Origin of the sequence: Aquimixticola soesokkakensis, from assembly GCF_900172375.1 — a bacterium.
GTDB classification, from domain to species: domain Bacteria; phylum Pseudomonadota; class Alphaproteobacteria; order Rhodobacterales; family Rhodobacteraceae; genus Aquimixticola; species Aquimixticola soesokkakensis.
Window position 1 is genome coordinate 151990 of sequence record NZ_FWFS01000007.1, and the last position, 20151, is coordinate 172140.

A 20151-nucleotide genomic window follows, 5' to 3' on the forward strand; every position below is an offset into this window, starting at 1 on the left:
CAATGAAACATCCTGTAGACGTTCATGTCGGAAAACGTGTGCGGCATCGTCGCTGGATGGTCGGAATGACGCAACAGCAGCTTGCGGAAAAAGTCGGCATTAAATTTCAGCAAATCCAGAAATACGAAACGGGCATGAATCGCGTGTCGGCGTCGCGTCTTTGGGATATTGCTGAGGCGCTCGGTGTTCAGGTGGCCTTCTTTTTTGAAGGCGTTGAAAACGCCGCACGCGAACCTTCCGCGCAGCTCGACAGCGCGCCCGCAGATATCCTTGCCGATAAAGAAGCGCTGGAATTGGTGCGCTCCTACTATTCGATTCCCGAAAACCAGCGCCGCCGTTTGTTCGAACTGGCCCGCGTGTTGTCGGACGTTGCATAGGCTTCTCGACCACAGTTCAACGTGATCAAGGGGATGGCGCAGGCTGTCCCCTTTGTCGTTTGTAGAGCCTGTGTCGCGCAGGGCATTGCCGTTTCAGGGGGGCGCCTTGCTGCGGACTTGACGCTTTAGGCGGGCTTCTTTACCCCCAAAGCAACTGACAGCGCTGAAAAGGGCGACCGACATGCCAAGCAACCTGCCCGATCCGCAAACCCGCGCCGCGCTGATTGCTACGGCCCATGCTGCCGCTGACATCGCGCGCGACATCACCTTGCAGTATTTTCGCACCGACCGGTTGGCCACAGAGTCCAAACGCGCGGATTTCGACCCCGTCACCCAAGCCGACAAGGGGGCAGAGGCCGCGATGCGCGCGCTTATCCACGACATGCGCCCCGAGGATGCGATTTTGGGGGAAGAAGCAGGGTTCGAAGCCGGTACATCGGGCTATACGTGGGTGCTTGATCCGGTGGATGGCACGCGGGGCTTTATTTCGGGCACACCGACATGGGGCGTTTTGATCGGGCTGCGCGATGCGGCCGGGCCGATCTATGGCATCGTTGATCAGCCCTATATCGGCGAGCGCTTCGAGGGCGGTTTGGGCCGCGCGACGCTGGCCGGTCCGCGCGGCACGCAGGCTCTTGAAACGCGCCAGGTCAGCGATCTCTCCGAGGCATTCCTGTTTTCGACCTTTCCCGAGGTTGGCACGGCGCAGGAGCGGGCCGGTTTCGAGGCGGTGTCGCAACGCGTCAAACTCACCCGTTTCGGGATGGATTGCTACGCCTATGCGCTTGTCGCGGCGGGGCAGGTGGATTTGGTGATCGAGGCGGGGCTGCAAAGCTACGATATTCTGGCCCCGATTGCGGTGATCGAAGCGGCGGGGGGAATCGTAACGGATTGGCAAGGAAATCCTGCCCATGATGGCGGGCGCGTTCTGGCCTGTGCAAACAAGGCCCTTCATGCGCAGGCGCTTGCTGTGTTGTCGACCTTCTGATCCCGCGGTCGGTTTTCGCGGGACGCATTTGACGGAGAACCCGATGAAACGCTGCTATTTGGTGCGCGGCGCGCAGACTGTGATCACAATGGACGACGCACGGCGCGAATTGCACGGCGCCGATGTGTTGATCCGTGACGGCCGGATCGAGGCAGTCGGAGCGCAGCTTTATGATGATAACGCGCAGATCATCGACGCGCGCGGCTGCGTGGTGACGCCGGGCCTGGTGAACACGCACCACCATCTGTACCAAACCCTGACGCGCGCGGTGCCGGGCGCACAGGATGCGCTGCTTTTTGGCTGGTTGCAGCGGCTCTACCCGATCTGGGCGCGCTTTACGCCCGAACATATGCGGGTGTCGGCGCTCACGGGGCTTGCGGAACTCGCGCTTTCGGGCTGCACGACCACCTCTGACCACCTGTACCTTTTTCCCAACGGGTCAACGCTGGATGACACCATTCATGCGGCGGGTGAAATCGGGGTGCGGTTGCACGCGACGCGCGGCGCGATGTCGATCGGGGAAAGCGCTGGCGGCTTGCCGCCGGATCGTCTGGTGGAACGCGAAGAGGCCATCCTTGCCGACACGATTCGCGTGATCGACCGCTTCCACGATGCCAGCGAGGGCGCGATGGTGCGCGTCGCCGCCGCGCCCTGTTCGCCGTTTTCCGTCAGCCGCGAATTGATGCGCGACGCGGCGCTTCTGGCGCGCGACAAGGGGGTGATGATGCACACCCATCTGGCGGAAAACGACGAGGATATCGCCTATTCTCTGGAAAAATTCGGTTGTCGCCCGGGGCAATACGCCGAAAGCCTTGGCTGGGTTGGTCCCGATGTGTGGCACGCGCATTGTGTCAAACTGGATGTCAGCGAGATCGAGCTTTTTGCCAAAACCGGCACCGGTGTGGCGCATTGCCCCTGTTCCAACTGCCGCCTCGGGTCGGGTATCGCGCCGGTTCGCAAGATGCGCGATGCGGGGGTATCTGTGGGCCTCGGGGTGGATGGCTCGGCCTCCAATGATGCCGGAAATCTGATGGCCGAAGCGCGGATGGCCATGTTGTTGCAACGTGTGGCCTTCGGGGCGGATAAAATGAGCGCCCGCGAGGCTCTGGAAATTGCCACCCGCGGGGGCGCGCAGGTTTTGGGGCGCACCGATATCGGTCAGATCGCTGTGGGCAAACGCGCGGATTTGGCGATCTGGGACGTGAGCGATATCGAAAGCGCCGGAAGCTGGGATCCCGCTGCGCTGCTTTTGGCGGGGCCGACCTCGGTGCGTGATCTGTTTGTCGAGGGCAATCATATTGTCAAGAACGGCTGGCTTGCGACGGTGGATTTGCCGCTTGTGCTGGAAGACCAGCGTCGCTTGGCGCGCAGTCTTGCAGAGCAGGGCTGACATTTACAAAGGCTCATCTGGTTTGAAAAAGGAGGCATCCCATGGCGCTTAACATTTCCGGTCTCACCCGTTCGGGTTTGGTTTTCGGGGTGGCTTTGGCCCTATCGGCCTGTATTCCCATCGTTATTCCGGCGCAGCCGACAGTGCGCGCCAGCACGACCCCCACAGCACAAGAGGCGCTGAGCAGCGAGGGTGCTGCGATGGTCCGCGCCATAAACGCCGAGCGCAGCGCCCGCGGCATTGCCCCTTTGGTCGCGGATCCCGCGCTGACGACAGCCGCGGTGCGCCACGCGCAAGACATGCAGGCCAACAGCTATTTTGCGCATAAATCACCCTCGGGCAGCACCCATGTCAAACGGATCGCAGCGGCGGGGTATTCGGCCTGCTACGCTGCTGAAAATATTGCACAAGGCCAGCCCAGCGTGGCGGCGGTGACCGCCTCTTGGATGGCCTCTGCGGGGCACCGCACGAATATTCTCGACCCGCGCGGGCAGGCTGTTGGGGCTGCGAAAACCGACGGCGGGTATTGGGTGATGGTCTTTGCGGCGCCCTGTTAGGACAGGGGAGCGGATCGGGGGCTGGAACGGGGCCGCGCGAGCCGTGCGCGCGCAGCGCTAAGGCGCGCGACACCGCCCACATAGGTTTCGATCAGGGCGCGGTCGTCGCCCATCATGAGCGTTGGAAACACCGCTTCCCAAATGTCGTTCGCGCGCTGGGCGCGCTGGGCGATGGCGGGGGTCGAGGCAAGGTCGAGCACGCAAAGATCCGCCACCGATCCAACCGCAAGCGTGCCGATGTCGCCGCTTTGGTGCTGGGCTTGGGCCGATCCTGCGGTGGCAAGCCACAAAAGCTGCGCGGCGTGCAGTGGCGCGTGGCGCAACTGGCCGATTTCATAGGCCGCCGCCATTGTGCGCAGCATCGAAAAGGACGAGCCGCCGCCGGTATCCGTGGCCAGTCCGATGCGCAGGCCCCGCGCCTGAAGGCCCGCCATATCGAAAAGGCCCGAACCGATAAATGTGTTGGAGGTCGGGCAATGGATCACGCTCGCATCCACTTCGGCCAGCCGGTCGATTTCGCGCGCTACCAGATGGATCGCGTGGCCATAAAGCCCGCCTGCGCCCAGCAACCCATGCGCCTCATAGGTATCAAGATAGTCGCGCGCCTGCGGGTAAAGCCCGCGCACCCAAGCGATTTCATCGGTTTGCTCGCTCAGGTGTGTCTGCATGAGGCAACTCGGGTGCTCGGCCCATAGCGCGCCCAGGGCGGCCAATTGATCGGGCGTGGAGGTGGGCGAAAAGCGCGGCGTGATGGCGTAGGTCGCGCGGCCTTTGCCATGCCAGCGTTCGATCAGCGCGCGGCTGTCGTCATAGGCCGATTGGGCCGTGTCGCGCAGCCCCGGCGGGGCCGTGTCGCGGTCCATGCAGGTTTTGCCCGCGACCACGGCCATGCCGCGTTCCTGGGCTGCCGTGAACAGCGCGTCGACGGAGGCCGGGTGAATGGTGCAGAAACTTGTGACGCTGGTGGTGCCGTGACACAGCACAAGATCGAGGTACAGCGCTGCAATTTCAGCGCCATAGGCAGGATCGCCAAAGCGCATCTCTTCGGGAAACGTGTAGCTGTTGAGCCAGTCGATCAACCGCTTTCCCCAGCTTGCGATTATGCCTGTCTGGGGGAAATGGACATGGGCATCGACAAAGCCGGGGAGGATGAGGGCGTGCCCGTGGTCTAGGATCTCGGCCTCGGGATAGGCGGCGCGCAGGTTCGCTTTGGTGCCAAGGGCGGCGATCTTGCCCTGCGCCACCACCAGCGCTTCGTGCAGCACATGGGCCTCGCCCAGAGGCGCCTTGAAGGGGTCGGCCACCAGATCAAGCACCTGTCCGAGGATCAATTTCGTGCCACTCATGTCGCGCTCCTGCCATCTCTCTTTGAACAGGAGTAGGCAAAGCGCGCAGCGAGGTAAATCAACAATGCAGCCGCAGCGAGAATTGCGTTACAGCCCCCTGTTGCTTGTGCGGGTCCTCAACTAAGGTTGGCAAAACAGCGCCACGTCAGTTTCGAGAGGCAGGGTATGAGCGAAGAAGAACGGATCGACCACGTCGCGCATGACGATCAGGAGGATGACAGCTACGCGCTGAATCCGCGCAAAATTGCCGCGATCATGTATACGGTGGAAACGCAGGACGCCGAGGCGCTGCGCGAGCAGATGGAACCGCTGCACGCGGCGGATATCGCCGACCTTCTGGAACAGATCAATTCCTACGACCGCCGCCGCCTGATCGAATTGTATGGCGGCGAATTCGACGGGGAAATCCTGTCGGAACTTGACGAAAGCATCCGCGAGGAAGTCATCCCGCTTTTGTCGCCGCAGGTTCTGCAGGATGCTGTGCGCGAACTTGATTCCGACGATGTGGTCGATCTGATCGAGACCCTCGACGAGCCGCAACAAGACGCCATTCTGGACGCGCTGACGCTGAGCGATCGGGTCGCGGTCGTCCAGTCGCTCAGCTACCCCGAATATTCCGCCGGTCGTTTGATGCAGCGCGAAGTGGTGATGGGGCCGCAGCATTGGACGGTGGGGCAGGCGATCGACTACATGCGCTCGCAAGAGGACCTGCCGGAAGATTTCTACCACATCATCCTCGTCGATCCGCGCATGAAACCCGTTGCTCAGGTGACGCTGGGCAAGATGCTCGGGGCGCCGCGCTCGCGCCCGTTGATCGAGATCGCCGAAGAGGGGTTTCGTACCTTCGAGGTGACCGAGGAAGAAGGCGATGTGGCCTATGCCTTCAACCAGTACCACCTGATTTCGGCGCCCGTTGTCGATGAGGCCGAACGGCTTGTCGGTGTGATCACAATCGATGACGCCATCCGGGTGCTGGATGAGGAACATGAGGAAGACATCATGCGCCTGGCGGGGGTTGGCGACGGTTCGCTGGCCGACCGCGTGCTTGATACCGTCAAACAGCGCCTGCCATGGCTCGCGGTCAACCTTGTGACGGCGATCATGGCCTCGATGGTCATCGCACAGTTCGAAGACACGATTTCGGCGATGGTTGCGCTGGCGGTCTTGATGCCCATCGTCGCGTCCATGGGCGGCAATGCGGGCACGCAGGCGCTGACGGTGGCGGTGCGTTCGATCGCGACGCGCGATTTGACCGGCAACAACGTCTGGCGGGTGATCCGGCGCGAGGTGATGGTCGGGCTGGCCAACGGCCTTGTGTTCGCGGCGATCATGGGGACGGTGGGCATCGTGTGGTTCGGCTCACCCGCGCTCGGATTTGTCATCGCGACCGCTATGGTCATCAACCTTGTGGTTGCAGGGCTTGCGGGGATCGGCGTGCCGGTGGTGTTGGAAAAGATCGGCGTCGATCCGGCGCTTGCCTCGGGGGCTTTCGTGACCACCGTGACGGATATCGTCGGATTTTTCGCATTTTTGGGATTGGCTGGAATCGTGCTGTTGTGACAGGGTCCTGACATGACATTGATGGCACAAAAACAAAGCGTGCGGCGCGATATTCTCAAGGCACGACGCGATTTTCACGATAGCGCGGCGGCACAGGCGGCGACGAAAGCGGCCTGCGGGCATCTTTTGGAGCTTTTGGCCCCCCATCAGGGCAAGGCGATTGCAGGCTATATGCCGATCCGCTCGGAAATTGATCCGCTGGCGGCGATGGCGGCTTTGGTGCCGCATGGGCCTGTCGCGGTGCCGGTGATCGAGGGGGAAAACCTGCCACTGAATTTCCACCGGTGGGACCATAAAACCCCGATGGAAACCGGCCAGTTCGGCGCGATGATTCCCATTCACGCGCAGCCGATCACGCCGCAAGTCGTCATCGTCCCGCTGGTTGCCTTTTCACGGGCGGGGCATCGTCTGGGCTATGGCGGCGGATTTTATGATCGCACGCTGGCACGCTTGCGTGCTCAGGGGGCGGTTTTCGCGGTCGGGCTGGCCTACGGGGTGCAAGAGGTTGACAGCTTTGCCACCGAAGGCACCGATCAGCGCCTGGATGCGGTGGTCACGCAAGCGGGCGCGCGCCTGTTTTGACGCCGCGCCAAGCACAGGCATTGCTTGCTAAATTTCCGCTCGGCGCTTAAGAATTATCCTATGAAAATCATGTTCCTCGGAGATGTCGTCGGCCGGTCCGGACGCGACGCGATCATCAAACACCTGCCGCAATTGCGCAAAGACTGGCGGCTGGATTTCGTTGTGGTGAATGGCGAAAACGCGACCAATGGCATGGGGCTTTCGGGCGATCACGCCAAGGAATTGCTGGCGGCGGGGGCCGATTGTCTGACGCTGGGCGATCATGCGTTTGATCAGCGCGACATGATGCAATTCATCGAGGGCGAAAGCCGGATCGTGCGCCCGCTCAACTTTGCCAAATCGGCTCCGGGGCGGGGCGTGCGCGTGTTTTCGGATGCGCGCGGGCGCAAGATCGCCGTGGCGCAGGTGCTGGGCCAAGTGTTCATGAAGCGCCCCTTTGATGACCCGTTTTCCGAACTCGACACGGTGATGCGCACCCATACATTGGGCGGGTCGGTGCAGGCGCTGCTGGTTGACGTTCACTGCGAGGCGACCTCCGAAAAAATGGGCATCGGCCATTTCTGCGACGGGCGCGCCAGCGTGGTCGTCGGCACGCACACCCATGTCTGCACCGCAGATGCGCAGATCCTGCCCGCCGGAACCGCCTTTCAGTCTGATGCGGGCATGTGCGGTGACTATAATTCAGTGATCGGCATGGATAAGGCCGAACCTTTGCGCCGCTTTGTCACCGGCATGGGCAAGACCCGTTTCCAGCCGGCGGACGGAGAGGCGACCCTGTCCGGGCTCTACGTCGAAACAGATGACCGCACGGGGCTTGCCTTGCGGGTCAAAATGATCCGCTTTGGCGGTCGTTTGGAACAAAGTACGCCCGAGTGACGCGAAAGGCGGCGATTGCGTCTTGTTTGTGCCAGGCAGGCGCTGCCCCCACGCTTGGCCCTTGTCCAAGTCTCTGACTCAGGTCAATTATAATGCGAAACTCTTCGCGGGATTACCCCTTATCATGACGTTGTTTTCCTTTGATCCGCTGACACAGGCCATCATCGCGCTGGTCGTTGTCGGCTTCATGTTCGTTCTGTTTGTGCGCGAGGTTTACCCCACGGAAGTGGTCGCGATCACCGGCGCGACCCTCATGCTGGTGCTGGGCATTCTGCCCTATGACAAGGCGCTGGATGTGCTGTCCAACCCCGCGCCCTGGACGATTGGCGCGATGTTCATCGTCATGGGGGCATTGGTGCGCACGGGCGGGCTGGAATGGTTCACGCGCCAGGCGGGCCGCTATGCCGATGGCCGACCCGCACTTGCCATTGCCTTGTTGATGGCGATTGTGTTGTTGCTCTCGGCGTTCGTGGCCAACACGCCGGTCGTCGTCGTGATGATCCCCGTGTTTATCCAACTGTCGCAGCGGCTCAATATTGCCGCGTCCAAAATGCTGATCCCGCTGAGCTATGCGGCGATCATGGGTGGGACGGTGACGCTGATCGGCACCTCGACCAACCTTCTTGTGGATGGGGTGGCACGCAGTCAGGGCCTTGAACCCTTTACGATTTTCGAAGTCACCCCGCTGGGCCTTCTGGTCTGTGCGTGGGGGATGATCTACCTCTATTTCGTCGGGCGTCACCTTTTGCCCGAGCGCGTGTCGATGGCGACGATGCTGTCGGGCTCGTCACGGCGCAAGTTCTTTACCGAAGCCATCGTGCCCCCCGATAGCAACCTTATCGGGCGCGAAGTCCTCAGCGTGCAGTTGTTCAAACGCGAAGGCGTGCGGCTGGTCGATGTGGTGCGCGGCGATCAATCCCTGCGCCACAACCTCGAGGGCGTGGAATTGCAGGTGGGGGATCGGGTGATCCTGCGCACCCAGATGACCGAGCTTTTGTCGCTGCAGCGCAACAAGGAACTCAAGCGCGTCGATCAGGTGTCGGCGGTGGAAACCTCCACGGTCGAAGTGCTGATCACCCCGGGCTGTAAAATGGTCGGTCGCGCGTTGGGGGGGCTGCGCCTGCGGCGTCGCTACGGCATTTACGTGCTCGCCGTTCACCGGCGCAACCAGAACATCGGGCAGAAAATCCAGGACCTTGTGGTGCGTGTCGGTGATACGCTTTTGATCGAAGGCTCGCCCGAAGACATCCAGAAGCTGGCGCTCGATATGGACATGGGCGATGTGTCCAAACCGACCGAACGCGCCTACAACCGCCGTCATGCGCCCATCGCCCTTGCGGCTGTGATCGGCATTGTGGTGCTGGCGGGCCTCGGTGTTGCCCCGATCTTCCTGCTGTCTGTAGTCGCGGTGGCGCTGGTGCTTGTGACCCGCTGCATCGAGGCGGATGAGGCCTTTGGCTTTGTCGAAGGACGCCTGCTGGCGCTGATCTTTTCGATGCTTGCCGTGGGGGCGGCGCTGGAAACCTCGGGGGCGGTGCAGTTGATCGTGACCGCCGTGGCCCCCGCGCTGGAACAGATGCCGGTGTTCTTCATCGTCTGGTCGATCTACCTGCTGACCTCCATTCTCACCGAACTTGTGTCCAACAACGCGGTGGCGGTTGTGGTGACGCCGATCGCGATTGGCCTTGCGCACCATCTCGGGCTTGATCCGCGCGGGCTTGTCGTGGCGGTGATGGTGGCGGCCTCGGCCTCGTTTGCGACGCCGATCGGCTATCAGACCAACACGATGGTCTACGGGCCGGGGGGCTATAAGTTCACCGATTACATGAAGGTCGGCATTCCGCTGAACCTGACCATGGGCCTGCTGTGCTCGGCGGTTATTCCCTTCCTGTGGCCTTTGACGCTCTAGGGCATCGGGGCGGGCGACCCTTGCACAGGGACGCCCGCCTGCACTATAGAGGCGCCTAATCAATCCTGTAACGACCGGAGAAGGCACATGGCAGGCCATTCCAAATGGGCGAACATCCAGCACCGCAAAGGTCGCCAGGATGCTGTTCGCTCCAAGATGTTTTCCAAGCTCGCAAAAGAGATCACAGTTGCGGCGAAGATGGGCGATCCTGACCCTGAAAAGAACCCGCGTCTGCGTCTGGCGGTCAAGGCCGCCAAATCCGTGTCCTGCCCCAAGGATGTGATCGATCGCGCGATCAAAAAGGCCATCGGTGGCGATGCGGAGAATTACGACGAAATCCGCTATGAGGGCTATGGCCCCAACGGTATCGCGGTGATCGTGGAAACCATGACCGATAACGTCAACCGCACCGCCTCCAACGTGCGGTCCTATTTTGCCAAATCCGGCGGCAATCTGGGCACGACCGGCTCTGTGTCCTTCATGTTCGATCGCGTGGGTGAAATCACCTATGACGCCGGGGTCGGGGATGCGGATACGGTCATGATGGCGGCGATCGAAGCCGGTGCCGATGATGTCGAAACCGAAGACGACGGCCATTGGATCTACTGCGCGGATACCGCCTTGTCCGAAGTGTCTGACGCTCTGGAAAAGGAGCTTGGCGAGGCCAAAGAGGCCAAGCTGATCTGGAAGCCGCAAAATCGCACCGAGGTGGATCTGGAAACCGCGCAAAAGCTGATGCGCCTGATCGAGACGCTCGAAGATGACGATGACGTGCAAAACGTGACGGCCAATTTTGATGTGCCCGAGGATGTTGCCGCGCAGCTTTAAGGTCGCTTTGTCAGGCCTGTCGCGCCTGCAGGCCCGTTTTCGCAATTTCGGCCCGTCGCCTTTCGGGGGACGGGTCTTTTTATGCGGCCGTCGAATAAATCCTGTGGAATCAACCGGGTTGATTGAGGCCTGCGTATTTGGCGGGCTAAAACGCCTGCTCGGTGCCCAGTCGCAGATCCAGGCGGGTTAATTCGCGGCGCGCCTCCGCGACAGTCAGGATCGGGCGGACAGGGGCGGGGGACGGGCCCATCAGTTTGCGGATACGCAGCGCAAGGATGCCGGGCAGGGTCGACATGGCATGGGGTCCGGGCCAGAAACTTTCGCAAGGCACACCTTCGGCAAGCAGCAGCGAATGCGCGCGTAAAACCAGGTGAACATAGATCAGGCGCGCGCCGGATTTGCGCGTGCCGATACCGTTTTGGCCCGACAGGGCGCGGGCGGGGGCAAGGACCTCTCCGGCGCTTGTACGCAAAAGCAGGCGATGTTGGGGAGAGAGCAACAGGTCATGGCGGGGCACTTGCCCGTCAAGCGCGCCCGCAGCGATGCGGACAGGGCGTTGGCGCGCAGGGGCATCGGGGGGCAGGGGCGTGGTCAGGATCATGTCGATCCGCGCTGTCCCGCCCTGCGCCAGAACGACCCAATCTCCGGGCTTGAGCCTGCCTGCGGCAACCTCCCCGTGCGGTGTGGCAATGCGGGTGTGTGCGGCAAAGCAATTGGGCGAGGCGCTGGCGTAGCTATAGGTGCCCGATGTCATGTCTTGGCGCCCGACAACCGTCAGCGCCTCGCCAAAGGGGGGCACGGGGCCTTGGATGGCGAACCCTTCGATATTATAGGCGTCGGCGGTCAGCGAAATGAACTGAAGCGTGTAGGTATTGCCAAGGCTGTCCTGAACGATCAATTCATATTCGGACTGGATGATGGTTCCAGCGCTGTAAAAGGTGCCATTCAGGGTTTGATCGCTGTTAAGCGTCTGTTGCGCCCCCACATCGTCGTCAAAAAATGCGTCATTCGTGTCGTTGATATCGATGACCGAGGACTGACTTGCGGGCGCGACGGTGACTGTTGAGGTACCAATGTCCATTTGATAGCCGCCATTGTCCGAAAACCCGTCGGGGTCATTCGTACTGATATCGCTGAGCGAAAAGAAGTTCAGGTTATAGGCGGCCATGCGGTTCGTCCTTTTGGAACTTTGGCCAGCCTAATGGCGCATCCTTAAGATCGCGTGTATGCGCGCCACACCGACATCGGCGCAAGGGATTGCATCGCCGGGCGCGCAGAGGCTAAACCGCCTTACAAAAGTGATCGGAGACCCTATGCCCCTTGCCCTGAGCGCTACCCTCTCCGGTTTTCTGACCGGCCTGTCCCTGATCCTGGCCATCGGGGCGCAGAATGCCTTTGTGTTGCGCCAAGGGCTGTTGGGGCATCATCGCCTTGCTGTGGTGTTGACCTGCGCCCTGTCGGATGCGCTTTTGATCGCGCTGGGCGTGGCGGGGATCACCCAGATCGCGCAGGCATTTCCGGCCTTTCTGCCGCTTATGCGCTACGGGGGAGCTGCGTTTTTGTTGGTCTATGCGGCGCTGCATTTTCGCGCCGCTTGGCGGGCGAGCGGGCATTTGGACCCTGCACAATCAGGTGCAAAACCGCTGTGGCGCACGGTGGCGACCTGCCTTGCGCTGACCTGGGGCAATCCGCATGTCTACCTCGACACGCTGGTGCTGGTCGGCTCGCTTGCGACCGGATTTGCCCCGCATGCGGCGCTGTTCGGGCTTGGCGCTATCTGTGCGTCTTTCGTCTTTTTCTTTGCGCTTGGTTTTGGCGCGCAGTTCTTGCGCCCCGTGTTTCGCAAGCCCCGCGCCTGGCAGGTGCTGGACGTGGTGATCGGCATCACGATGGCCGCCATCGCCTTTGGCCTGTTGCGCGGTGCGTGAACCTGCTGTTGGCATGACGCGCAACCTCGCCCCTGCGCTCCTTTACGCTTGCCAAGACGCGTTGCAAGGTCTCAAGTCGCGGCTATGACGACGCGCGTTTCCCCTTCTGCTTCACGCCCTGTTGCGGGCATTCTTTGGATGCTTGCGACCGGATTTTGTCTGGTCACTGTAAACGTCCTGGTCAAATTTGTCGGTGAAGGGTTGCCGCCATTTGAATCAGCATTCTTGCGCTTTGTTTTGGGGCTGGTGTTCCTGATCCCCGCCATTCCGGCCATCCGCGCGGTCCGTTTCACGCGCCGGCTGACGGGCCTGTTTGTGCTGCGCGCAGTGGCGCATGCGATTGGCGTGTGCTTTTGGTTTTTTTCGATGACGCGCATCCCGCTGGGCGATGTCACGGCGATGAACTTCATGAATCCGGTCTATGTCACCTTGGGGGCGGCGCTGTTTTTCGGTGAGAAATTGGGGCTGTACCGCGCCAGCGCGCTTTTTGTCGCTTTTCTGGGCGGCTTGGTGATTTTGCGCCCCGGTTTTCGGGAAATCGACGCGGGCCATGTGGCGATGATCTTTACCGCGATCTTTTTTGCCATCGGCTATCTGACCGCCAACCGTCTGTCCAAAGAGGTGCCCGCGTCGGTTGTCGTGGCGATGATGTCGCTGATTGTGCCGATCTGTCTGGCACCGCTGGCACTGGCGCATTGGGTCACCCCAAGCCTGCCCCAAATCGGCTTGCTGTTTGCGACGGCGTTTTTTGCGACCATCGCCCATTATTGCATGACCCGCGCTTTTGCCGTGGCACCCATGGCTGTGGTGCAGCCGGTGACGTTTTTGCAACTCGTTTGGGCAATGCTGTTTGGTGTGGTGTTGTTTGGCGAAGCGCTTGACCCGTTCGTTTTGCTGGGCGGCGCGCTGATCCTTGGGTCGGTGAGCTTTATCACCCTGCGCGAGGCCCGTTTGAAACGCGGTCGCACGCCAAGTCCCGAGCAAACCAAACTCTAGGCATTCCAAATTTGCATTTTGCAAAAATGTTGTCATTCTGCAGGTTGGTTAACGCCAAAGGGTGGACTTTTTCGCCCAATACGCGATGGGGAGTGACCTGTAAGGCCGCGCGAGAACGGCGCAATTTCGGGCTCTGCGCGGGCGGGCTCCGCCTGTCAGGGGGAGAGCGGAAATTTACCGACTTCTTGCGGAGCAGCTTGCGTTTATCACGCGAAACGGCCACTTATGGCGGCGTGAGGTTGGGAAAAATACCATATGTTGCGCCGGTTATGCTGGCTGTCGGGGTGCTTGTTGCGTCTGTCAGCGGCGTGATGACGGCGGCCGAAGCCCAGGCGGGGCGCGTCCTGCGGGGCGCTGTGCGGGTCGTGGATGGTGACACGCTGGATGTGGGCGGCACGCGGGTGCGCCTGCATGGGGTGGATGCACCGGAATTGTCGCAAACGTGCAAGGATGCCGGAGGCGTGACTTGGGCCTGTGGCGCGTGGTCGCGCGACCAACTTGCCGATCTGACCCCCAACCGTGTGCGATGTTCCGAGACCGATGTGGATCGCTACGGGCGGGTAGTGGCGCGCTGTTTCGTCGGAAATAACGATGTGAATGCGATGATGGTGACGCGTGGCGCAGCGCGGGCCTATGCAAAATATTCCGCCGATTACCTCGGCGCCGAGGCACAGGCCCGCGCAGCGCAGCGTGGCATCTGGCAGGGGGACAATGCCGCGCCCGCGCAGTATCGCGCCGAGCAGAAAACGCCCGTTGTGGCGCAGACCCCGCCCCAGGACTGCGCCATCAAGGGCAATATTTCGGCCAACGGCAAGCTTTACCACATGCCCGGAACGCGCTGGTATGAGGGCACAACCATCACCCTGTCGCGCGGCGAACATTGGTTTTGTTCGGAGGCGCAGGCGGTTGCCGCCGGATGGCGGCGTGCCAAAGGCTAGGCCTCAGTTGATACTGTAGGGAAGCACCCCGCGCGCATTTGCATCAATCGTCAACCGGCTTTCGAGCGGCGGTACGGAGCGCTGATGGCAGTCACGGCGTTCGCAAATCCGACAGGAAATTCCGATGGGTTCAAAGGCTGATGGCTTGGTGACATCAAGGTCATCGGCATAGACCAGATCGGCGGCATGTTGCACATCGCACCCCAAAGCGATGGCATAGCGGCGCACCGGCGCATGAAAGGCCCCGCCGGATTTGGAAATATCGCGCGCGACCGACAGATAGCGGACCCCGTCAGGCGTTTCGGCCAGCTGGCGCAGAAAACGCCCCGGCGTCTCGAAAGCCTGGTGCACGTTCCACAGCGGACAGGCCCCGCCAAAGCGCGCAAATTGCAGCCGCGTGGCCGAGTGGCGTTTGGTGATGGTTCCGGCCTGATCGACGCGCACGAAAAAGAACGGAATGCCCTTCGCGGTCGGGCGCTGCAGGGTCGACAGCCGGTGTGCGATCTGTTCGATCGACGCGCCAAAACGTTCGGCCAGCTGTTCCAGATCGTGGCGGCAGTCTTGAGCGGCAGCAAGGAAGGTCTTGTAGGGCAAAAGGGCGGCACCGGCGAAATAATTGGCCAGACCGATGCGGGCAATATCGCGGGCCTCGCTGGTCTGGAAGCGCCCCAGATCCAGCGTGGCCTCCAGCAGGGGAGCTTGGGTCAAAAGAGCGACCTGATGGAGCAATTGAAAGCGCTGCGTGGCGCTGGTGGCGCGGCTGGAAATTTGCAATTCGCGGGCTTTGGCATCGTAGTGTCGCAACGCCTGTGTTGTCGTGGTCAGGGCAATGCCGCGCTGCGCAAGCGCGGCATGCGCGGCCTCGAGAACATCGCGCGGCGTGCCGTTGGGTTCGGCAAACTGTTCTGCGGCGCGATCCACCGCGTCGATGTAATTGTCGCAATAATGGAAGAAATCGCGCACCTCTTCCCAAGGTGAGGCGCGGGTGGGCATGTCCTGGCCGCCGAGCGCTTCGTCGAGGGAGGCAAGGCGCTCGGAGGTCTGTTTGTAGGCGCGGTGCAGTTCAAGAAAGGCGCGTGCGAGGGCGGGTGCGTTCGAGGCGGCAAGGCGCAGGTCGGCCACGGGCGGCGCGGCGTCCGGAAAAACGGGGTCCGCCAGCGCTTCGCGCATGTCCGACACCATCCGTTCGGCGTCGCCGGTGTTTAACTCTGTGACATCAAAGCCGAATTCCTGCGCCAGTGCCAGGACCACCCCTGTCGAGACGGGGCGGTTGTTGTTTTCCATCTGGTTGAGATAGGGCAAGGATACCCCCAGCTTGGCGGCAAAGGCGCGCTGGGTCAGGCCCAGTCGTGTGCGGGTCTCGCGCAGTTTTGCGCCAGCGTAGAGTTTTTGTTGGGCCATCGGGGCGCTCGTTTGCAGTTTTGCGTTCTGCCTACGCTACATTTGCAAAGTTGCCAGAGCAAGCCATCAGAGCAAGCCGCCAAATTGAAATCGCCAAAGCAAAGTCGTTGCGCGGCGCTGTCGGTGTCAGCGCAGTCCGAGGACTTTCTCGCGGCGCATCACCCAGAACACGCAGAGGATGCCAGAGCCCTGAACGATGATCATGATGTAAAGCAGCGGAAATGCACCGCTTTCGATCGACAGCATCGAGCCTGCCAGCCCGGCCAAAACCGCGCCAGCCGCGATCATGATCGCGCCGCTCAATCCCGATGCCGTGCCTGCCATTTCAGGACGCACAGAAAGCGCGCCGACGGTTGAGTTGGGGATCTGCATCCCGTTGCCAAGGCCAAGGGGGATCAGCAGCCCGAAGAACCACAGCGGTGTTTCGATGTGCAGCAAAAAGATCCCCAAAGCCGCGATCAGGCCGGAAATTGACACGATGCCGCCGATCAGGATCATGCGGTTGATGCCGACGCGCGCCGATAGGCGGCCTGACATGTAATTGCCGATGACATAGCCGATGGCGGGTGCCCCAAGGTGGATGCCAAGCGCGCCTTGGTCGAGGTCAAGCAGCGTGCCGCCGACAAAGGGCGCGCCCCCCAAGAAGGCGAAATACCCGCCCGAGGCAAAGCCCGAGCACAGGGCATATCCCCAAAACCGCTGCGATTTCAACAAGACAGGGTAGTTTGCGAAATGGGCAAGGATCGAGCCGCCCGTGCGCGGCGCGGTTTCGCCAAGGTCGCACCACGCGAGGACGGACACCACTGCCGCGCAGCCCAGCAGCGCCCAGAAAATCGCCTGCCACCCGAAAGCCGCGCCCAAAAGGCCGCCCACGGTCGGGCTGACCATCGGGATCAGCGCCATGGCCATCGTCACATAGGCCAGCATTTCTGCGGCACGCGGGCCTTGGGTGATGTCGCGCACGATGGCGCGGCTGAGCACCAGAGAGGTCACGATCGTGGCTTGCCCCGCGCGACAGAACAGGAAAAACTCCACCGAAGGCGCGTAGATCGCGGCAACGGTGAAGAACATGAAAATCGCCAGCCCCCACAGAACCAGCGGACGGCGCCCGTAGCGGTCGCTGGTCGGGCCGATAAACAGCTGCATCACCGCATTCACCCCCATGAACATTGGCACGGCGAGCTGCATCACCGCATAGCTCGTGCCGAAATACTCGGCCATCTGGGGCAGGGCGGGCAGGAAAATATTCATCGCCATCGCCTGTAGGCCCATCATCAGCACCAATGTGCTGAGATGTGGGGCAGTCTGGCGGTTCAGATAGCGCGCAGGGGCGTGTGGGGTGAAGCTCACGGGGTTCGATCTGTGACAGGGGCATATAAGTTTGACTGGCATAGCCTGCGCAGGCGCGTCGGGCAAGCCTTGCCTCTGTGTCGAGCGGCGACGAATTCTGGCTTGGGTGTGTGGAGCACGGGGGAGGCCGCGACGAAAGAAGGGGGCATGGCGGACGGCCTATTTTTTGGGCCCGCGCGGCATCGGGAGGTGAGGCGGGCACCGGACTGTCGGCGTGCGCTGCGTATATCTGTTATTTTTCAGCGCGTTGTCTGGGATAATATTCAATTATTCAGTTTGCAATTGCATTGAAGTAACTGATTTGCAAATACACTAGAAACTTCTGTGTGTTTTTCTGCAGTGCAGATAAGTTGATCCCAAGCACCGACGCAAGCACTGAGGGGATCGAGCGTGAAAGACATCAATGCAGAACTTTTGGCGCGCCGCGATGAGGCTCGTCTCGGGGGCGGGCAAAAGCGCATCGACGCGCAGCACGCCAAGGGCAAGCTGACCGCGCGCGAGCGGATCGACCTGCTGCTGGATGACGACAGTTTCGAAGAATTCGACATGTTCGTGGCCCATCGCTGCACGGATTTCGGTATGGAAAAATCCCGCCCCGCAGGCGATGGCGTGGTCACGGGCTGGGGCACGATCAACGGGCGCATGGTGTATGTGTTCAGCCAGGATTTCACCGTGTTCGGCGGTTCCCTGTCCGAAACCCACGCGAAAAAGATTTGCAAGATCATGGACATGGCGATGCAAAACGGTGCGCCGGTGATCGGGCTGAACGACTCGGGCGGTGCGCGCATCCAGGAGGGCGTTGCCTCGCTTGCAGGCTATGCCGAAGTGTTCCAGCGCAATGTGATGGCAAGCGGCGTCGTGCCGCAGATTTCCGTCATCATGGGGCCCTGTGCGGGCGGCGCGGTCTATAGCCCTGCGATGACCGACTTTATTTTCATGGTCAAAGACACCTCCTACATGTTTGTCACCGGCCCTGACGTGGTGAAAACCGTGACCAACGAAGTGGTGAGCGCCGAGGAACTGGGCGGCGCCTCTACCCACACGCGCAAATCGTCGGTCGCGGATGGCGCCTTTGAAAACGACATCGAGGCCCTGACCGAAGTGCGCCGCTTGGTCGATTTCCTGCCGCTCAACAATCGCGAAAAGCCGCCTGTGCGCCCGTTTTTCGACGATGTGGGACGGATCGAGGAAAGCCTTGATACGCTGATACCCGACAATGCCAACACGCCTTACGACATGAAAGAGCTGATCGTGAAGCTTGCTGACGAGGGCGATTTCTATGAAATTCAGGCAGAGTTCGCCAAGAACATCCTGACCGGCTTCCTGCGCCTCGAGGGGCAAACGGTGGGCGTGGTTGCCAATCAGCCGATGGTTCTGGCGGGGTGTCTTGACATCGACAGTTCGCGCAAGGCCGCGCGGTTCGTGCGCTTTTGCGATGCTTTCGAGATCCCGATCCTGACCTTGGTCGACGTGCCGGGCTTTCTGCCGGGGACGGGGCAGGAATATGGTGGTGTGATCAAACACGGGGCAAAACTTCTGTTTGCCTATGGTGAAGCGACGGTGCCCAAGGTGACCGTGATCACGCGCAAAGCCTATGGCGGGGCCTATGACGTGATGGCGTCCAAGCATCTGCGCGGCGATTTCAACTACGCGTGGCCGACGGCGGAAATCGCCGTGATGGGCGCCAAGGGCGCGACCGAGATCATTCACCGCGCCGACCTCAAGGACGCTGAAAAAATCGCCCAGCACACCGCCGACTATGAGGATCGTTTTGCCAACCCGTTCGTAGCGGCTGAAAAGGGCTTTATCGACGAGGTGATCCAGCCGCGCTCCACGCGGCGCCGCGTTGCGCGCGCCTTTGCCTCCCTTAGGGGCAAGAGCCTTCAGAACCCGTGGAAAAAGCACGACAATATTCCGTTGTAAGGAGGATCTGATGCGCAAGGCAGGCTGGCATATGCGGTGCGATGACGCGGGGGTTTTGACCCTGTCGCGCAGCCTGCCTGCGCGCTTTGACTTTGCTGCGCAGGCCGAATTTCCGCTGTTGCGGCGCGGGCGGCTGGCGCATCTGATCCGTCAGGATATGTGGCGTGCCTTGCAGCATTTGCGCGGCTTTTCTCCCGTGGTTGAACTGCGCAAAGGCAGTGGCGCGCAGGAGGGCATGCTTATCGTGCGGGCAGGGGGGGCTGTTGCGGGTCAATTCCCGCGCGCTTTGGCACAAGACACCGTGCAAACCCTGCTTGGGGATGCGAAAAAGCGTGCCCGTTGGCTGGCCCATGCTAGGCTCGAGCCATGATCACACAGCAGTCTCACACCCCGCTTTCGCTTGATGCCTTTGAGGCCGTTTCGCCGCTCACACCTGTCGCTGACGGGCTTGTGCCTGACGATGTTGCCTTTGCGGTGCCCTCAGGCCAACCCCTGACCTTTTACGAGGTGATAACAGATGCCCCCGCGATGGGGCTTGTGTATCGCTACCGCTTCATCGCGCCGCAATTGCGCGCGCTGTTGATGACCCATTCCTATGAGGCGCTGGAGGCCGATCTGGCGCATCTGTGTCGCAGCTATGCCTTGCCCCGCCTGTCCAATGTCGGCCCGCGCCCCAGCCAGCTGATCATTTCTCTGAGCGAAGCCGAAACCCCCTTTGGCGAGGCGAATCCCAACATCGAGCAGGTGTTCGAGGCCTATTCCATCGACGGTGACACCTGCGTTTGGGAGCCGTTTTGATGCCTGCTGCGCAGTTTCACCTCTTTGCCCAGGGACCGCGCCCCGTTGCGCCGTTTTCCCATGCGGTTGAAAGCGACGGCTGGGTGCTGTTGACGGGGCAAATGCCGACCGACCCCGATGCCCCCGATGCGCCGTTGCCGGACGGGATCGCGGCGCAAACCGCGCGGGTGATGGACAATCTTGCACTGATTTTGGGGCAATTGGGCCTCGATCTGTCGCATGTTGTGCAATGTCGGGCCTATTTGACGGCATTCGAGCGCGATTACCCAGTGTTCAACGACACCTACAAGAGCTATTTCCCCTCCGATAGACTGCCCGCCCGCACCACGATCGGTGTGACGGCGCTGGCCGTTGGCGCGCTGGTCGAGATCGACTGCGTGGCCCGCAGACCGGAGGACATTTGA

Annotated in this window: 20 protein-coding genes; 16 read left to right on the forward strand and 4 right to left on the reverse strand. The window is 61.4% G+C overall.

Annotation, left to right across the window (positions count from 1 at the left end):
* Positions 1-2 precede the first annotated feature (2 nt).
* The 4 genes from AQS8620_RS10320 (at position 3) to AQS8620_RS10335 (ending at position 3312) form a co-directional block, all read left to right on the forward strand.
* Positions 3-377 (forward strand): helix-turn-helix domain-containing protein, encoded by a 375-nt coding sequence (locus AQS8620_RS10320; protein WP_085836809.1) that lies wholly within the window; start codon positions 3-5, stop codon positions 375-377.
* Between the two features lie 181 nt (positions 378-558).
* Positions 559-1365: a histidinol-phosphatase gene (gene hisN, locus AQS8620_RS10325; protein ID WP_085836811.1), complete on the forward strand. Its 807-nt coding sequence runs from the start codon at positions 559-561 to the stop codon at positions 1363-1365.
* 43 nt (positions 1366-1408) lie between these two features.
* Positions 1409-2755 carry an 8-oxoguanine deaminase gene (locus AQS8620_RS10330; RefSeq protein WP_085836813.1) on the forward strand — a complete coding sequence of 449 codons (1347 nt, stop codon included), beginning with the start codon at positions 1409-1411 and terminating at the stop codon, positions 2753-2755.
* 41 nt (positions 2756-2796) lie between these two features.
* Positions 2797-3312, forward strand: a complete 516-nt coding sequence (locus tag AQS8620_RS10335) for a CAP domain-containing protein (protein WP_085836814.1) — start codon at positions 2797-2799, stop codon at positions 3310-3312.
* On the opposite strand, the gene guaD is transcribed toward AQS8620_RS10335, so the two are convergent.
* Positions 3309-4658 carry a guanine deaminase gene (gene guaD, locus AQS8620_RS10340; protein ID WP_085836815.1) on the reverse strand — a complete coding sequence of 450 codons (1350 nt, stop codon included), beginning with the start codon at positions 4656-4658 and terminating at the stop codon, positions 3309-3311. The genes AQS8620_RS10335 and guaD overlap by 4 nt on opposite strands.
* A gap of 165 nt (positions 4659-4823) precedes the next feature.
* On the opposite strand from guaD, the gene mgtE reads away from it, so the two are divergent.
* The 5 genes from mgtE to AQS8620_RS10365 all read left to right on the forward strand — a co-directional run bounded on the left by mgtE (position 4824) and on the right by AQS8620_RS10365 (position 10413).
* Positions 4824-6218 (forward strand): magnesium transporter, encoded by a 1395-nt coding sequence (mgtE, locus tag AQS8620_RS10345; protein WP_085836816.1) that lies wholly within the window; start codon positions 4824-4826, stop codon positions 6216-6218.
* Positions 6219-6230: 12 nt separating this feature from the next.
* Positions 6231-6800, forward strand: a complete 570-nt coding sequence (locus tag AQS8620_RS10350; protein WP_085836817.1) for a 5-formyltetrahydrofolate cyclo-ligase — start codon at positions 6231-6233, stop codon at positions 6798-6800.
* A 60-nt stretch (positions 6801-6860) separates the two neighbouring features.
* Entirely contained in the window at positions 6861-7676 is an 816-nt protein-coding gene (locus AQS8620_RS10355; protein WP_085836818.1) for a TIGR00282 family metallophosphoesterase, read from the forward strand.
* 124 nt (positions 7677-7800) lie between these two features.
* Complete coding sequence (locus AQS8620_RS10360; protein ID WP_085836819.1) at positions 7801-9585, forward strand: SLC13 family permease; 1785 nt, start codon at positions 7801-7803, stop codon at positions 9583-9585.
* An 87-nt stretch (positions 9586-9672) separates the two neighbouring features.
* Positions 9673-10413 (forward strand): YebC/PmpR family DNA-binding transcriptional regulator, encoded by a 741-nt coding sequence (locus AQS8620_RS10365; RefSeq protein WP_085836820.1) that lies wholly within the window; start codon positions 9673-9675, stop codon positions 10411-10413.
* A 145-nt stretch (positions 10414-10558) separates the two neighbouring features.
* Here the strand turns inward: AQS8620_RS10365 and AQS8620_RS10370 are convergent, their stop codons facing one another.
* Positions 10559-11581 (reverse strand): Hint domain-containing protein, encoded by a 1023-nt coding sequence (locus AQS8620_RS10370; protein WP_085836821.1) that lies wholly within the window; start codon positions 11579-11581, stop codon positions 10559-10561.
* 145 nt (positions 11582-11726) lie between these two features.
* Between AQS8620_RS10370 and AQS8620_RS10375 the strand changes: the two genes are divergently transcribed.
* The 3 genes from AQS8620_RS10375 (at position 11727) to AQS8620_RS10385 (ending at position 14275) form a co-directional block, all read left to right on the forward strand.
* Positions 11727-12341: a LysE/ArgO family amino acid transporter gene (locus tag AQS8620_RS10375; protein WP_200809616.1), complete on the forward strand. Its 615-nt coding sequence runs from the start codon at positions 11727-11729 to the stop codon at positions 12339-12341.
* An 84-nt stretch (positions 12342-12425) separates the two neighbouring features.
* Entirely contained in the window at positions 12426-13337 is a 912-nt protein-coding gene (locus AQS8620_RS10380; protein WP_085836822.1) for a DMT family transporter, read from the forward strand.
* 269 nt (positions 13338-13606) lie between these two features.
* Positions 13607-14275, forward strand: a complete 669-nt coding sequence (locus AQS8620_RS10385; protein ID WP_085836823.1) for a thermonuclease family protein — start codon at positions 13607-13609, stop codon at positions 14273-14275.
* A gap of 3 nt (positions 14276-14278) precedes the next feature.
* Here the strand turns inward: AQS8620_RS10385 and AQS8620_RS10390 are convergent, their stop codons facing one another.
* Together AQS8620_RS10390 and AQS8620_RS10395 are read right to left on the reverse strand one after the other, a co-directional pair.
* A complete protein-coding gene (locus tag AQS8620_RS10390; protein ID WP_085836824.1) occupies positions 14279-15676 on the reverse strand; it encodes a helix-turn-helix domain-containing protein in 1398 nt (465 codons plus the stop codon).
* Between the two features lie 126 nt (positions 15677-15802).
* On the reverse strand, positions 15803-17026 hold the full coding sequence (locus AQS8620_RS10395; protein WP_234990448.1) for a multidrug effflux MFS transporter: 1224 nt from the start codon (positions 17024-17026) through the stop codon (positions 15803-15805).
* 390 nt (positions 17027-17416) lie between these two features.
* Here AQS8620_RS10395 and AQS8620_RS10400 point away from each other — a divergent pair, with 390 nt between their 5' ends.
* The 4 genes from AQS8620_RS10400 to AQS8620_RS10415 are packed head-to-tail and all read left to right on the forward strand — an operon-like array spanning position 17417 to position 20151.
* On the forward strand, positions 17417-18949 hold the full coding sequence (locus AQS8620_RS10400; protein WP_085836826.1) for an acyl-CoA carboxylase subunit beta: 1533 nt from the start codon (positions 17417-17419) through the stop codon (positions 18947-18949).
* 10 nt (positions 18950-18959) lie between these two features.
* Positions 18960-19319, forward strand: a complete 360-nt coding sequence (locus tag AQS8620_RS10405; protein WP_085836827.1) for a hypothetical protein — start codon at positions 18960-18962, stop codon at positions 19317-19319.
* Complete coding sequence (locus tag AQS8620_RS10410; RefSeq protein ID WP_234990449.1) at positions 19316-19747, forward strand: DUF6497 family protein; 432 nt, start codon at positions 19316-19318, stop codon at positions 19745-19747. The genes AQS8620_RS10405 and AQS8620_RS10410 overlap by 4 nt, the downstream gene beginning before the upstream one ends.
* On the forward strand, positions 19747-20151 hold the full coding sequence (locus AQS8620_RS10415) for a RidA family protein (protein ID WP_085836828.1): 405 nt from the start codon (positions 19747-19749) through the stop codon (positions 20149-20151). The genes AQS8620_RS10410 and AQS8620_RS10415 overlap by 1 nt, the downstream gene beginning before the upstream one ends.

Excerpts from the sequence above, each read along its gene's own strand:
- AQS8620_RS10320 (WP_085836809.1), top strand. The coding sequence starts at position 3 with ATGAAACATCCTGTAGACGTTCATGTCGGAAAACGTGTGCGGCATCGT.
- hisN (WP_085836811.1), top strand. The coding sequence starts at position 559 with ATGCCAAGCAACCTGCCCGATCCGCAAACCCGCGCCGCGCTGATTGCT.
- AQS8620_RS10330 (WP_085836813.1), top strand. The coding sequence starts at position 1,409 with ATGAAACGCTGCTATTTGGTGCGCGGCGCGCAGACTGTGATCACAATG.
- AQS8620_RS10335 (WP_085836814.1), top strand. The coding sequence starts at position 2,797 with ATGGCGCTTAACATTTCCGGTCTCACCCGTTCGGGTTTGGTTTTCGGG.
- guaD (WP_085836815.1), bottom strand. The coding sequence starts at position 4,658 with ATGAGTGGCACGAAATTGATCCTCGGACAGGTGCTTGATCTGGTGGCC.
- mgtE (WP_085836816.1), top strand. The coding sequence starts at position 4,824 with ATGAGCGAAGAAGAACGGATCGACCACGTCGCGCATGACGATCAGGAG.
- AQS8620_RS10350 (WP_085836817.1), top strand. The coding sequence starts at position 6,231 with ATGACATTGATGGCACAAAAACAAAGCGTGCGGCGCGATATTCTCAAG.
- AQS8620_RS10355 (WP_085836818.1), top strand. The coding sequence starts at position 6,861 with ATGAAAATCATGTTCCTCGGAGATGTCGTCGGCCGGTCCGGACGCGAC.
- AQS8620_RS10360 (WP_085836819.1), top strand. The coding sequence starts at position 7,801 with ATGACGTTGTTTTCCTTTGATCCGCTGACACAGGCCATCATCGCGCTG.
- AQS8620_RS10365 (WP_085836820.1), top strand. The coding sequence starts at position 9,673 with ATGGCAGGCCATTCCAAATGGGCGAACATCCAGCACCGCAAAGGTCGC.
- AQS8620_RS10370 (WP_085836821.1), bottom strand. The coding sequence starts at position 11,581 with ATGGCCGCCTATAACCTGAACTTCTTTTCGCTCAGCGATATCAGTACG.
- AQS8620_RS10375 (WP_200809616.1), top strand. The coding sequence starts at position 11,727 with ATGCCCCTTGCCCTGAGCGCTACCCTCTCCGGTTTTCTGACCGGCCTG.
- AQS8620_RS10380 (WP_085836822.1), top strand. The coding sequence starts at position 12,426 with ATGACGACGCGCGTTTCCCCTTCTGCTTCACGCCCTGTTGCGGGCATT.
- AQS8620_RS10385 (WP_085836823.1), top strand. The coding sequence starts at position 13,607 with ATGCTGGCTGTCGGGGTGCTTGTTGCGTCTGTCAGCGGCGTGATGACG.
- AQS8620_RS10390 (WP_085836824.1), bottom strand. The coding sequence starts at position 15,676 with ATGGCCCAACAAAAACTCTACGCTGGCGCAAAACTGCGCGAGACCCGC.
- AQS8620_RS10405 (WP_085836827.1), top strand. The coding sequence starts at position 18,960 with ATGCGCAAGGCAGGCTGGCATATGCGGTGCGATGACGCGGGGGTTTTG.
- AQS8620_RS10410 (WP_234990449.1), top strand. The coding sequence starts at position 19,316 with ATGATCACACAGCAGTCTCACACCCCGCTTTCGCTTGATGCCTTTGAG.
- AQS8620_RS10415 (WP_085836828.1), top strand. The coding sequence starts at position 19,747 with ATGCCTGCTGCGCAGTTTCACCTCTTTGCCCAGGGACCGCGCCCCGTT.